At 66.4% G+C, this 13,839-nt stretch carries 8 protein-coding genes; 5 read left to right on the top strand and 3 right to left on the bottom strand.

Features of this window, described 5'->3' with window-relative positions:
* Window positions 1-20 precede the first annotated feature (20 nt).
* The 3 genes from MC375_RS14285 to MC375_RS14275 are packed head-to-tail and all read left to right on the top strand — an operon-like array spanning window position 21 to window position 2,218.
* Window positions 21-1,367 (top strand): UDP-glucose/GDP-mannose dehydrogenase family protein, encoded by a 1,347-nt coding sequence (locus MC375_RS14285; protein ID WP_242104076.1) that lies wholly within the window; start codon window positions 21-23, stop codon window positions 1,365-1,367.
* A gap of 2 nt (window positions 1,368-1,369) precedes the next feature.
* Window positions 1,370-1,585, top strand: a complete 216-nt coding sequence (locus tag MC375_RS14280) for a SlyX family protein (protein WP_242104075.1) — start codon at window positions 1,370-1,372, stop codon at window positions 1,583-1,585.
* 21 nt (window positions 1,586-1,606) lie between these two features.
* Window positions 1,607-2,218: a DUF2058 family protein gene (locus MC375_RS14275; RefSeq protein WP_242104074.1), complete on the top strand. Its 612-nt coding sequence runs from the start codon at window positions 1,607-1,609 to the stop codon at window positions 2,216-2,218.
* Window positions 2,219-2,347: 129 nt separating this feature from the next.
* Here the strand turns inward: MC375_RS14275 and metH are convergent, their stop codons facing one another.
* The 3 genes from metH to MC375_RS14260 form a co-directional block, all read right to left on the bottom strand.
* Window positions 2,348-5,038 (bottom strand): methionine synthase, encoded by a 2,691-nt coding sequence (gene metH / locus MC375_RS14270; RefSeq protein ID WP_242104073.1) that lies wholly within the window; start codon window positions 5,036-5,038, stop codon window positions 2,348-2,350.
* A gap of 142 nt (window positions 5,039-5,180) precedes the next feature.
* On the bottom strand, window positions 5,181-6,281 hold the full coding sequence (locus MC375_RS14265) for a homocysteine S-methyltransferase family protein (RefSeq protein ID WP_242104072.1): 1,101 nt from the start codon (window positions 6,279-6,281) through the stop codon (window positions 5,181-5,183).
* Entirely contained in the window at window positions 6,278-7,207 is a 930-nt protein-coding gene (locus tag MC375_RS14260) for a metalloregulator ArsR/SmtB family transcription factor (RefSeq protein WP_242104071.1), read from the bottom strand. Before MC375_RS14260 ends, MC375_RS14265 begins: the two co-directional genes overlap by 4 nt.
* Window positions 7,208-7,376: 169 nt before the next feature.
* Between MC375_RS14260 and MC375_RS14255 the strand changes: the two genes are divergently transcribed.
* On the top strand, window positions 7,377-8,525 hold the full coding sequence (locus MC375_RS14255) for an acyl-CoA dehydrogenase family protein (RefSeq protein ID WP_242104070.1): 1,149 nt from the start codon (window positions 7,377-7,379) through the stop codon (window positions 8,523-8,525).
* A 273-nt stretch (window positions 8,526-8,798) separates the two neighbouring features.
* Window positions 8,799-13,769 carry an NAD-glutamate dehydrogenase domain-containing protein gene (locus tag MC375_RS14250; RefSeq protein WP_242104069.1) on the top strand — a complete coding sequence of 1,657 codons (4,971 nt, stop codon included), beginning with the start codon at window positions 8,799-8,801 and terminating at the stop codon, window positions 13,767-13,769.
* Window positions 13,770-13,839: the final 70 nt, after the last annotated feature.

Below are 13,839 nucleotides of genomic sequence, written 5' to 3'. Positions count from 1 at the left end.
CGTTTTGAGGAAAGATGCAGATGCGAGTCACTATCTTCGGCACCGGCTATGTCGGTCTGGTCACCGGCACCTGCCTTGCGGAAGTGGGACACGATGTCGTGTGCGTCGACATCGACCAGGCGAAGGTGGACGGCCTCAACCGCGGGATCCTGCCGATCTATGAGCCTGGGCTGGAACCGCTGGTCAAGTCCAACCATGCCACGGGCAAATTGCGTTTCACGACCGACGCGCCCGCTGCCGTCGCCTATGCGGAGACCATCTTCATCGCAGTCGGCACGCCGCCCGACGAAGACGGCAGCGCGGACCTGCAGTACGTACTCGCGGTGGCGCAAACCATCGGCGAACACCTCGAACGCCATGCGGTGGTGGTCGACAAATCCACGGTGCCGGTGGGGACCGCGGACAAGGTGCGCGCGCAGATCGCGGGCGTCCTGCAACGGCGCGGCGTGCAGGTAGGTTTCGACGTCGTGTCCAATCCCGAATTCCTCAAGGAAGGCGCCGCGGTCGAAGACTGCATGCGTCCGGACCGGATCGTCATCGGCGCCGACAGCCCGCGCGCGGTCGAGCAGCTCAAGCGCCTGTATGCCCCGTTCAACCGCAATCACGATCGGATCGTGGTGATGGACGTGCGCTCGGCCGAGCTGACCAAGTACGCGGCCAATGCAATGCTTGCGACCAAGATCAGTTTCATGAACGAGATCGCGAACATCGCCGAGAAGGTCGGTGCGGACATCGAGCATGTGCGCCATGGCATCGGTTCGGATCCGCGCATCGGCTGGCATTTCATCTATCCCGGCGCGGGCTACGGCGGCTCGTGCTTCCCCAAGGACGTGCAGGCGCTGGCGCGCACCGCGCAGCAGAACGGCTACCGCGCCGAACTGCTCGACGCGGTGGAAGCGGTCAACGATCGGCAGAAGAGCCACCTGTTCGAGCTGATGGTCCGGCACTACGGCGGCGAGGCGGCCCTGAGAGGCAAGACCTTCGCGCTCTGGGGCCTGGCATTCAAGCCGAACACCGACGACATGCGCGAGGCTTCCAGCCGCCGGCTGCTGGAGCAGCTATGGGCCGCCGGCGCAACGGTGCGCGCCTTCGATCCGGAAGCGATGCACGAGACCACGCGCATCTACGGCGAGCGCAGCGACCTGGCCCTGTGCAAGAGCGGATCCGAGGCGCTGGACGGCGCCGATGCGCTGCTGGTGGTGACGGAATGGAAGCAGTTCCGCAGTCCCGATTTCCTGGCGCTGAAGACGCGGCTCGCCGACGCGGCGATTTTCGACGGACGCAATCTTTACGATCCGGCCGAAGTCGAAGCCGCGGGCCTCGCCTATTGGGGCATCGGCCGCGGTCGGTCCATCGCGATCGCTTGAGCATGACAACGGATCTGGAAACACGGATCACCGAACTGGAAACGCGGCTCGCGTTCCAGGAACAGGCACTGCAGGAGCTGAGCGATGCGCTGGCGGTGGCGCGCAGCGAAGCCGAGCACAGCGCGTCGCTGCTGCGCAGGGTGCTGTCGGAACTGGCTCACGGGCGTGGTGGGGTGGGCGGCGACCCCGCCGATGAACCCCCGCCTCCTCATTACTGATCTGACGACGCCGGCACCACGATGAGCGACTCGCTGCGCGATCAACTGCTCGGGCTCGGCTTCAAGCCTGCCCCCAAACCTGCGAAACCTGCATCCAGGCCTGGGCCAAAGCACCCGCGTGACGAGGACAGGCGGCGCCAGGGAAAGCCGGGCAAGCCGAATTCCGCAGGCACGTCCGCGGGAAAGCCGCGAGCGCCGGCGAAAACCAGCGAGATGGACTTGGCCAAGGCCTACGCGATCCGTGCGCAGCAGGAGAAGCAGGAACGCATCGAGGCCGAGCGCCAGAAGCAGGAAGCTGCGCGCCTGCGTCGCGAAGCCAAGGCGCGCCTGGCCGAGCTGCTGAAGGACAAGGCGCTGAACGTGGCCGAAGCCGAGATCGCGCGCCATTTTCCCTACGGCGGCAAGATCAAGCGGGTGTACGTGACCCCGGAACAGCTCATCCGGCTCAATGCCGGTGAACTGGGGGTGCTGCAACTCGACGGTCGTTATCTGCTGGTGACCGCGGAAGTCCTGGCCCAGGCCGAAACGATCCTTCCGGCAGCGGTGGCGCTGCGGGTCGATCCGGACGCTCCAGCATCCGACGATCCGTATGCCAACCCGAAATACCAGGTACCCGACGACCTGGTGTGGTGAGGGCATCGGAGGCCGGCGCGCGCCGGCGCCTTATCGCGGAATCACGTTGATCGCGCCGCGATCGCCTCCCGCTCACCGCATTGCCCAACGCGCCGCAGCGCGCTACGGGGCTGCAACTGCCAGCTGTCCTTATTCCGGGTCGTAATCCAGGTTCGACGCCAGCCAGCGCTCGGCCTTGGCGACCGGCACGCCCTTGCGCCGTGCGTAGTCCTCGACCTGCTCCTTCGAGACCCGGCCGACCACGAAGTACTGGCTCTGCGGGTGACTGAAGTAGTAGCCCGAGACGGCAGCCGTGGGCAGCATGGCGAAGCTTTCGGTTAACGTCATGCCTGCATTGCCGCCGGCATCGAGCAGTCGGAACAGCGTGGCCTTCTCGCTGTGTTCGGGGCAGGCCGGATAACCCGGGGCGGGGCGGATCCCGGCATACCTCTCTGCGATCAGGGCCTCGTTGTCCAGCGTTTCGTCCACGGCATAGCCCCAGAACTCCTTGCGCACGCGCTGGTGCAGGCGCTCGGCCAGCGCTTCGGCCAGGCGGTCGGCCAGCGCCTTGAGCAGGATCGCGTTGTAGTCGTCGTGGTCGGCTTCGAAACGTGCGACGTGGGCGTCGATGCCGATTCCGGCGGTCACCGCAAACCCGCCGATCCAGTCCTGCGTGCCGGACGTTTGCGGGGCGATGAAATCCGCGAGACAGAAGTCCGGCCGGTCGGCGGGTTTGTCGACCTGCTGGCGCAGGAAATGCAGGGTCGTGGTTTCTCCGTCGCCGGACGACAACACGACGTCGTCGCCGACGCTGTGCGCCGGCCACAGGCCGAACACCGCCTTCGCCCGCAGCCATCGTTCCGCGATGATCCGGTCGAGCATCGCCTTGGCATCGTCGAACAACTCCCGGGCCTGCGGCCCGACGACCGCATCGTCCAGGATCGCCGGGTATTTCCCGGCCAGTTCCCAGGCATTGAAGAAAGGCGACCAGTCGATGTACGGACGCAGTTCGTCCAGCGGATAGTCATCGAACACATGCAGTCCGGGCTGGTTCGGTACCGGCGGGACGTAGTCGTCCCAGCCGCCGTCGAAGCGTTGGTTGCGCGCCTTCTCCAGACTGACCAGCCGCTTGCCTTCGCCGCGATTCCTGTGCCGCTCGCGGATCTCGGCGTAATCGGCCTCGTTGGCGGCGACAAACTTGCCGCGCATGTCCACGCTCACCAGCGACTGCGCCACGCCGACCGCGCGCGAGGCGTCCTTGACCCACACGGTCGGCGATGAGTAGTGCGGCGAGATCTTCAGCGCGGTATGCGCGCGCGACGTGGTCGCGCCGCCGATCAGCAGCGGTTGCGAGAAGCCCTGCCGCTTCATCTCGCGCGCGACATGGCTCATCTCCTCCAGCGAGGGCGTGATCAGCCCGGACAGGCCGATGATGTCGGCCGAGACTTCCCTGGCCTTGTCCAGAATGGTCTGCGCCGGGACCATCACGCCGAGATCGATCACCTCGAAGTTGTTGCACGCCAGCACCACGCCGACGATGTTCTTGCCGATATCGTGCACGTCGCCCTTGACCGTCGCCATGACGATCCGGCCGTTGTTCTTGGCGGTGTCGCCGGTACGCAGCTTCTCGGCTTCGATGAAGGGCAGCAGGTAGGCCACCGCCTTCTTCATCACCCGCGCGGACTTGACCACCTGCGGCAGGAACATCTTGCCGGCGCCGAACAGATCGCCGACCACGTTCATCCCGTCCATCAACGGGCCTTCGATCACGTCCAGGGGGCGGGTCGCCTGCGCGCGCGCCTCCTCGGTGTCGGCGTCGATGTACTGGTCGATGCCGTGCACCAGCGAGTGCGAGAGCCGCTCGCGCACCGGCTTCTCGCGCCAGGCGAGATCCTCGACCCGCTTCTCGCCCTTTTTCCCCTTGAACCTGTCGGCGATCTCCAGCAGCCGTTCGGTCCCGTCCTTGCGCCGGTTGAGCACCACATCCTCGACCCGCTCGCGCAGCTCGGGATCCAGGTCGTCGTACAGCGGCAGCGCGCCGGCGTTGACGATGCCCATGTCCATGCCCGCCCGGATGGCGTGGTACAGGAACACCACATGGATCGCCTGCCGGACTGGTTCGTTGCCCCGGAACGAGAAGCTCACATTCGACACGCCGCCAGAAACGTGGCTGTAGGGGAAGCGGCGCTTGAGCTCCCGGGTCGCCTCGATGAACGCCACCGCGTAATCGTCGTGCTCCTCGATGCCGGTGGCGATCGCGAACACGTTGGGATCGAAGATGATGTCCTCGGGCGGGAAGCCGATTTCGCCGGTGAGCAGCCGGTAGGCGCGCGAGCAGATCTCGACCTTGCGCTCGACCGTGTCCGCCTGGCCGGCTTCGTCGAATGCCATCACCACCACCGCCGCGCCATAGCGGCGCACCAGCCGCGCCTGGCGCAGGAACTCGGCTTCGCCTTCCTTCATCGAGATCGAATTGACGATGCCCTTGCCCTGCAGGCACTTCAGGCCGGCTTCGATCACGCTCCACTTCGAGGAATCCACCATCACCGGGATACGGGCGATGTCGGGTTCGGCGGCGATCAGGTTCAGGTAATCGACCATCGCCCGTTCCGAATCGAGCATGCCCTCGTCCATGTTGACGTCGAGCACCTGGGCGCCGTTCTCCACCTGCTGGCGCGCGACCACGATGGCCTCGTCGAAGCGACCCTCCAGGATCAGCTTCTTGAATTGCGCGCTGCCGGTGACGTTGGTGCGCTCACCGATGTTGATGAAGTTGGATTCCGGCGTAATCTGCAGCGGTTCCAGGCCGGAGAGGCGGGTCTGGCGGGGGAGTGCGGTCATTTCAGCGTTGGGTTCCATTCGTCCTGGGCGTAGGGCCGAACGGCCGGAGTCGAAGGGCGTGTTTCGCGAAGGGCGTCCTTCGACTTCTGCGCTGCGCGCATACGCTCAGGACGAACGACATCAGCGGGCACCTGAGAGGGAATCAGGCGGCGGCTTCCAGTTGCGGCAACTGCCGCGGAGGGACGCCCCGCACCGCCTCGGCGATCGCGCGGATGTGGTCGGGCGTGGTGCCGCAGCAGCCGCCGACCAGATTGAGCAATCCGGCCTCGGCGAATTCCTGCAGTACCTCCGCCATGTCCTCGGGCGTCTCGTCGTAGCCGCCGAAGGCATTGGGCAGGCCTGCGTTGGGATGGGTGCTGACATAGGTATCGGCTACCTGCGCGAGCACATCCACATGCGCGCGCAGGTCCTTGGCGCCGAGCGCGCAGTTGAGCCCGATCGATAGCGGGCGCGCGTGCCGCAGCGAGTACCAGAACGCCTCCGCGGTCTGGCCCGACAGCGTGCGCCCGGAGGCATCGGTGATGGTCCCGGAAATCAGGACCGGCAGGCGCGCACCGCGGGCGTCGAACTCTTCTTCGATCGCGAACAGCGCGGCCTTGGCATTGAGGGTGTCGAAGATGGTTTCGACCATCAGCACGTCGCTGCCGCCGTCGATCAGACCGCGCGTGGCCTCGCGGTAGGCTTCGGCCAGTTCGTCGAAGCTGGTGGCGCGGAATCCGGGGCGGTTCACGTCCGGGCTGAGCGACGCGGTGCGGCTGGTCGGGCCCAGCACGCCGATCACGAACCGCGGCTTAGCCGGGTCCTTCGCCTCGGCTTCGTCGCAGGCCGCGCGCGCGAGCGCCGCGCCTTCCCGGTTCAACTCATACACCAGGTGTTGCAGGCGATAGTCCGCAAGCGAGATCGAGGTCGAATTGAAGGTATTGGTTTCGATCAGGTCGGCGCCGGCCTGGAGGTAGTCCGCATGGATGCTGCGGATGATGTCGGGGCGGGTCAGGGTGAGCAGGTCGTTGTTGCCGCGCTGGTCGTGCGCTTCGCAACCGCAGCCGTCGCCGTGGGCATGGCCGTCGGCGGCGAATAAGGCATCGTAGCCGCGGGCGAAGCGCTCGCCCCGGTAATCGGCTTCCTGCAGCTCGTGGCGCTGGATCATGGTGCCCATGGCGCCGTCGATGACCAGGATGCGCTGGGCGAGGGCAGCCTCGAGCTTGGCGACGCGTTCGGGATGGAGCCAGGGAAGCTGTTTCATGGTTTGACTCCGATCAGCGAGATCACTTCGAAATGCGGTGGGCGTTTTTCGCGAGTGACGGTCTCGCATGAGGCCACGCGCAGGCCGCTTTTCTCCATGAAGCGCCGCATCTCCTTGGGCGTGAATCCAAGATTCACATGGCCATAGGCCTGCACCACAACCTTGTGTTCGTGCCGGGCCAGGCTGCTCAGGAGCAGCCGGCCGCCAGGCCGCAACACGCGCGCCGCTTCGGAGACGGCCTGGGCGGGCCGCGCCGCGTAGGTCAACGCGTGCATCAGCACGACCAGGTCGAAACTGGCTGCCTCGAAGGGCAGGGCATGCATGTCCCCCTCGCGCACCTCGACATTGCGATGCCCGCGCAGACGCTCGCTGGCGGCGGCGACCACGCGCGCGCTGGTATCGACGCAGACATAACGTCCCGAATGCGGGGCCAGCAGCTCGGCCAGCACGCCATCGCCCGATGCGATATCCAGGACATCGCCCGGTTCGAGCAGGGGCAGGGCGGTACGCGCGAGCGCCTCCCAGGTGCGGCCGGGGGAATAGTGCCGCTCCATGTCGCCGGCCACGCTGTCGGCCCAGTTGGCGTCCGCGGCGCGCGCGGCCAGCACCGCCGGCACGCGCTCGGCGTCCTGGCGCAGTAGTGGATCGTCGCTGCCTACGCTCAGGGCCTGCCAGAGCGCACGCTGGGCGGGGTCGAGCGCCGCTTCGTCGAAGCGGTAATAGGCGGAGACGCCGGAACGCCGGTCGCGCACCAGCCCGGCTTCCTTCAGCCGGGCCAGATGGGTCGATACCCGCGGCTGCGCCAGCCGGGTGATCGCCGACAGTTCGGCGACGGTCAGCTCCTCCCCCTCCAGCAGCGCGAGCAACCGCACCCGGGTCGCGTCGGCGAAGGTCTTGAGCACCCCCGACCAGCCCTCCAGGTCCATAGATATCTTCCTATCGCGATATAAGGATGAATGCTATGCCGGTGCGGCGCGAGCGTCAAGAAAGGGCCGGAGCAGGGCACACGCCAGGCGCGCGCAAAGGGCCAATTACCGTTTCAGGGCGCGGGCCCCTAAAATGTGCGGCCCTGCAGCAATGGTTGGCGGAGCGTTCATGGATTTCGGTTACAGCGAAGAGCAACTGATGATCCAGGACGTGGCCCGGCGCATCGCCCGGGAGAAGATCGCACCGGCCGCCGAGCATTTCGACCGGACTGGCGAGTTCCCGCTGGAGAACATCCAGCTACTGGGCGAAAACGGCCTGATGGGCATCGAGGTGCCGACCGAATACGGCGGCGCCGGGATGGACCCGATCGCATACGTGCTGGCCATGATCGAGATCGCGGCCGGCGACGCGGCGCATTCGACCATCATGTCGGTGAACAACTCGCTGTTCTGCAACGGAATCCTGACCCACGGGACCGAGGAACAGAAGCAGAAGTACGTGCGCGCCATCGCCGAAGGGGCCGAGATCGGCGCCTTCGCCCTGACCGAACCGCAATCGGGATCCGATGCGACCGCGATGAAATGCCGCGCCACCAGGCAGGCCGACGGAACCTACCTGATCAATGGCAAGAAGAGCTGGATCACCTCCGGTCCGGTCGCCAAGTATTTCGTGCTGTTCGCGATGACCGATCCGGACAAGGCGGCGCGCGGCATCACCGCGTTCCTGGTGGACGGCGATCGCGCCGGTCTGCATCGCGGCAAGACCGAGCCCAAGCTCGGGATTCGCGCCTCGGCGACCTGCGAGATCGAGTTCGCCGACTATGTCGCCCAACCCGAGGAGGTGCTGGGCGAGGAAGGTCATGGCTTCAAGATCGCCATGGGCGTGCTGGATGCCGGCCGTATCGGGATCGCCAGCCAGGCCATCGGCATCGGCCGAGCCGCCTACGACGCGACGCTAGCCTATGTGCGCGAGCGCAAGGCCTTCGGCCAGCCGATCGGCGCTTTCCAGATGACCCAGGCCAAGATCGCCGACATGAAGTGCAAGCTCGACGCGGCCCTGCTGCTGACGCTGCGTGCGGCCTGGAAGAAGGGTCGCGGCGAGCGTTTCACCACCGAAGCCGCGGTTGCGAAGCTGACCGCGTCCGAGGCGGCGATGTGGATCGCGCACCAGGCCGTGCAGATCCACGCCGGCATGGGCTACAGCAAGGAAATGCCGATCGAGCGTTACTTCCGCGATGCCAAGATCACCGAGATCTACGAGGGCACCAGCGAGATCCAGCGGCTGGTGATCGCACGACATGAAACGGGATTGCGCTGAGGCCCTACTCAACGGCGTGTCTTCGCCCATTTCGCCAGTAGCAGATGCAGTCCGAGCATCCGCGGGGCGGCGGTCCTCCAAGGCCGCCGCCGGGGTGTCGTCCCCCATTTCCGCCTGTCGCTTATGCTGCCCGTGCCCCCGGGGGGGGGGGGCCCCCCCGCCCCCCCCCCCCGCGGGTTTTCCGCTTCAAACGCTGCACGCATCCAGCTTGAAATAAAAGGCAGCTCCAACCCTTCTCCCAGGTCTCCGAACATGATTGCCAAGACTTCCGCCGTGCGTCGCAAGGTTGAAAGGAAAGAGCCGGAGAAGCCGCTGCTGCTCGACCCCGTCTTCGCTGCGATCCGCAAACTGGCTGGCAAGACCCGCCAGGAGGATGCCGCCGCGTTCGCGCAGGCCTTCTACCACCGGATGGGCGAGGATGAGCTTCCGCTGCATACGCCGGAAGGCTGGGCCGCGCTGGCCAACGACTTCCTGGAATTCGCGCGCAACCGCAAGCCCGGGTCGCCCGCCGTGCGCCTGTTCAATCCCACCCTCAAGCAGCACGGTTGGGAAACGCCGCACACGGTGGTGCAGATCGTCAACGACGACATGCCGTTCCTGGTGGATTCGGTGACCATGGCGCTGGCCGAGCAGGGCATTGGCGTGCATGTGCTGGGCCATCCTGTGCTGCAGATCGCGCGCGACAGGGCGGGCAGGATGACCGCGATCGGCAGCGGGTCGCCCGAATCGCTGATGCACCTGGAGATCGATCGCCAATCCGCGGACGATGCCAGGTGGCTCGAGGCCGGGCTGCGCAGCGTGCTCGCGAACGTGCGCGCGATCGTCGAGGACTGGCCGGCGATGCGCGAGCGGATGATCGAAGTGGCCGACGACATCATCGAGCGCCACCTGCCGGTCTCCGATGAAGGGCGACGCGAGGCCCAGGAATTCCTGCGTTGGGCGGCCGACGATCACTTCACCTTCCTCGGTTACCGGGAGTACGAAGTGGTCAAGAAGGACAAGGTCGAGGTGCTGCGCGCGGTGGAGGGCAGCGGCCTGGGCCTGCTGCGCGGCGCCGAACCGGGCAAGCCGCGACCGCTGAAGTCGCTGGCCGCGCATCACATGCCGCAGTCCGGCTCGGTCGATGCGCTGATCCTGACCAAGACCAATTCGCGCGCCAGCGTGCATCGGCCCGGCTATATGGACTACATCGGCGTGCTCAGCTTCGACGCCAGGGGCAGGCCGATCGCCGAGGAGCGCTTCATCGGCTTGTACACGTCCAGCGCCTACAACCGGCGACCTTGGGATATCCCGATCGTGCGCGAACGCTTCGAGCACGTAATGCGCCAGTCCGGGTTCAAGGCCGGCGGCCACAGCGGCAAGGCGCTTCGGCACATCCTCGAATCGCTGCCGCGCGACGAGCTGTTCCAGGCCAACGAAGCCGAACTCTACCGGCTCGCCACCGGCATCCTGGGCCTGCAGGAACGGGTGCGCAGCAAGCTGTTCCTGCGCCAGGACCGCTATGGCCGTTTCTGGTCGGCGCTGGTGTACCTGCCGCGCGAGCGCTACAACACCGATGTGCGCCTGGCCATCGAGCACCTGTTGCGCGATTCGCTGCATGCGGACCGCGTCGACAGCACCGTGCAGGTGGGCGACTCGCCGCTGGCGCAGCTGCATGTCATCGTGCGCCCGCGACCCGGCGAGACGGCGAAGGTCGACGTGGCCAAGCTGGAAGCCGACCTGGCCAGCATCGTGCGCAACTGGCAGGACGATCTGCGCGAACGCCTGGTGGCCGAACACGGCGAGGAACGCGGGCTGGAACTGGCCAGCCGCTACGGCCGCGCCCTGCCGGCGGGCTACATCCAGGAGGTCTCGCCGGCGCTGGTCGCCGCCGACATCCGTCACCTGGATTCGCTGCGCTCGCCAGAGGATCTCGCGCTGAGCCTGCATCGCAGCCACCGCGGCGTCGGCGGACTGCGCTTCAAGTTCTACCGTCAGCTCGATGACATTCCGCTGTCGGACGCCCTGCCGATGATCGAGAACATGGGCCTGCGAGTGCTTTCCGAACACCCCTACCGGATCGAGCTGCCGGGCGAGGGCGGGGCGACCGAGCCGGTTTACATCCAGGATTTCGAGGTCGAGCTCGCACCGGCCAAGGGCGCGCGCAGCGAAATCGACATCGACGCGATCGATGCGCAGTTCGAGGATGCGTTCCTGCAGGTCTGGCGCGGCCTGGCCGAAAACGACGGATTCAACCGCCTGATCCTCGCTGCCGGATTGAACTGGCGCCAGGTGGCGATGCTGCGCGGTTACAGCAAATACCTGCAGCAGCTGGGCGTGCCGTTCTCCCAGGCCTATGTGGAGGAGACATTCGCCCGCCACCCGCTGATCGCGCGGCTGATGGTGGAGCTGTTCGAGAGTCGCTTCGATCCCGCCGGCGAAGGCAAGCAGGCCCAACGCGCGGCCGAAGCACGCATGGGCGAGCAGCTCGTGCGGATCACCGCCGGCGATGCTGCGATGGACAAGCTGCTCAAGCCGGTCACGGAAGGGACGCATCCGGATCGGGCAGAACGCTACGAGGCAGTGCGCGCCGCGATCAAGGCGCTGCTCGACAGCAGCGTGTCGAGCTTGGACGAGGACCGCATTCTGCGCAGCTTCATCGGCGTGATCGATGCCACCCTGCGCACCAGCTACTACATCCAGTACCGCGACGGGAAACGCGCGGACGGCGGCCCGGCCGATTACATCAGCTTCAAACTCGATTCGGCGCGCGTGCCCGACCTGCCCAAGCCCAGGCCCTATCGCGAGATCTTCGTATACGGGCCGCGCCTTGAAGGCGTGCACCTGCGCTTCGGCCCGGTAGCGCGCGGCGGGCTGCGCTGGTCCGACCGCCGCGAGGACTTCCGCACCGAGGTGCTGGGCCTGGTCAAGGCGCAGATGGTGAAGAACACCGTGATCGTGCCGGTGGGTTCGAAGGGCGGCTTCTTCTGCAAGCAGCTGCCCGATCCATCGGTCGACCGGGATGCGTGGTTCAACGAAGGGGTGGCCTGCTACAAGCGCTTCATCAACGCACTGCTCGACATCACCGACAACCTGGTCGACGGCAAGGTGGCGCATCCGGCCAACGTGGTCCGCCACGATGCGGACGATCCGTACCTGGTGGTGGCCGCCGACAAGGGAACGGCGACGTTCTCGGACATCGCCAACGGGATCGCCCAGGCGCACGGCTTCTGGCTCGACGATGCCTTCGCCTCCGGTGGTTCGGTCGGCTACGACCACAAGGGTATGGGCATCACGGCCAGGGGTGCGTGGGAATCGGTCAAGCGCCATTTCCGTGCGATGGGCCGCGACTGCCAGAGCCAGGATTTCAGCTGCGTGGGCATCGGCGACATGTCCGGCGACGTGTTCGGCAACGGCATGCTGCTGTCCAGGCACATCCGCCTGCTCGCGGCGTTCGACCATCGGCACATCTTCATCGACCCCAATCCGGAGGTCGCCGCGTCGTTCAAGGAACGTGCGCGCATGTTCAAGCTTCCGCGTTCGAGCTGGGAGGACTACAACGCCAAGCTGATCAGCAAGGGCGGCGGCATATGGCCGCGCTCGGCCAAGTCGATTCCGATCTCGGCCGAGGCCCGCGCCGCGCTCGGCATCGACGGCGGCGCCAGCGCGATGAGCCCGGCGGAACTGATGAGCGCGATCCTCAAGGCGCCGGTAGACCTGCTGTGGAACGGTGGCATCGGCACCTACGTCAAGGCCGGCCGCGAAACCAATGCCGACGTCGGCGACCGCGCCAACAACGCGCTGCGCGTCAACGGCAGCGAGTTGCGCTGCAAGGTGGTGGGCGAGGGCGGCAACCTGGGCCTGACCCAGCTGGGCCGCGTCGAGGCAGCGCTGCACGGCGTGCTGCTCAACACCGACTTCATCGACAACTCGGCTGGCGTGGATACCTCGGATCACGAGGTCAACATCAAGATCCTGCTCAACAGCCAGGTACAGCAGAAGAAGCTGGCGCTGGATGCGCGCAACAAGCTGCTCGCGGCGATGACCGACGAGGTGGGGGCCCTGGTGCTCCACGACAACTATCGCCAGAACCAGGCGCTCAGCCTGATGGAACGCATGAGCCTGACCCGGCTGGGCTCCAAGCAGCACTTCATCCGCACGCTCGAGGCACAGGGCCTGCTCGACCGCCAGATCGAGTTCCTGCCTTCCGACGCCGAGATCGCCGAACGCAAGGCGCGGGGCCAGGGCCTGACCCGACCGGAACTGTCGGTGCTGCTGTCGTATTCCAAACTGGTCGCGTTCCAGCAGATGCTCGAGTCCGATGTCCCGGAAGACCCGTACCTGTCCAAGGAACTGGTGCGCTACTTCCCCGAGCCGCTGCAGAAGAAATACGCCAAGGCGATGGAAGGCCATCGCCTGAAGCGGGAAATCATCGCCACCGCGGTCACCAATTCCACCATCAACCGCATGGGTGCCACCTTCCTGCTGCGCATGCAGGAAGACAGCGGGCGTACCCCGGGCGAAGTGGCCAAGGCGTTCACCATTACCCGCGAAACGCTGGATGCACGCGAGCTGTGGACGCAGATCGATGCGCTCGATGGCGCGGTCGCCGAGTCGGTGCAGATCGATGCTCTGCTGGTGATCTGGCAGATGCAGCGCTCGTTCACCCGCTGGCTGCTGTCGCGCCCGGGGACGATCCCGGACATCCGGACCGCGGTCGACCGCTACCACGACGGCATCCGCGACATCCGTCGCGGCGAGGGAATCCTGCCCGATTCGCTGCGGCCGGACTACGAGACCTCGCTGCGCCGGTGGAAGGACAAGGGCATGCCGGCCGACCTGGGCGGTCAGCTCGCGGCGATTCCGTACCTGGAACCGAGCGCCGACATCATCGAACTCGCGCGTGAGCGCAAGTCCAGGCCTGTGGAGGTCGCGAAAGTGTATTTCCGGGTCGGCGAAGCGGTGCGCGCGCATTGGCTGCAGGAGCAGATCGAGGCGTTGATGGTGGAAGGCCGCTGGCATGCGGTCGCCCGCGGCGTGCTGCGCGACGAACTGGCCGAACAGCTGCGCAAGCTGACCGACCAGGTGCTGTCGATGCCGGGCGCCACGCCCGATGCCAAGGTCCAGGCATGGCTGCAGCGCGACGATCCGACCCTGCGCTTCACCCTGTCGATGCTCAATGAGGTCGCGGCGCAGAAGGCGCTGGATTACCCGACCGCGTCGGTGGCGGTGCAGCGTCTGTCGCAGCTCGCATCGCGCGGGTAACGTAGGGGGGGGGGGAAACCCCCCCCCCATAAACCCAAAAGAGGGGGGGTGCCCCCCCCACCCGAAGGAA

Source organism: Lysobacter sp. M2-1, from assembly GCF_022662495.1.
Taxonomy (GTDB): domain Bacteria; phylum Pseudomonadota; class Gammaproteobacteria; order Xanthomonadales; family Xanthomonadaceae; genus JAKPBU01.
This window is presented reverse-complemented; position numbering and strand designations above follow the sequence as displayed.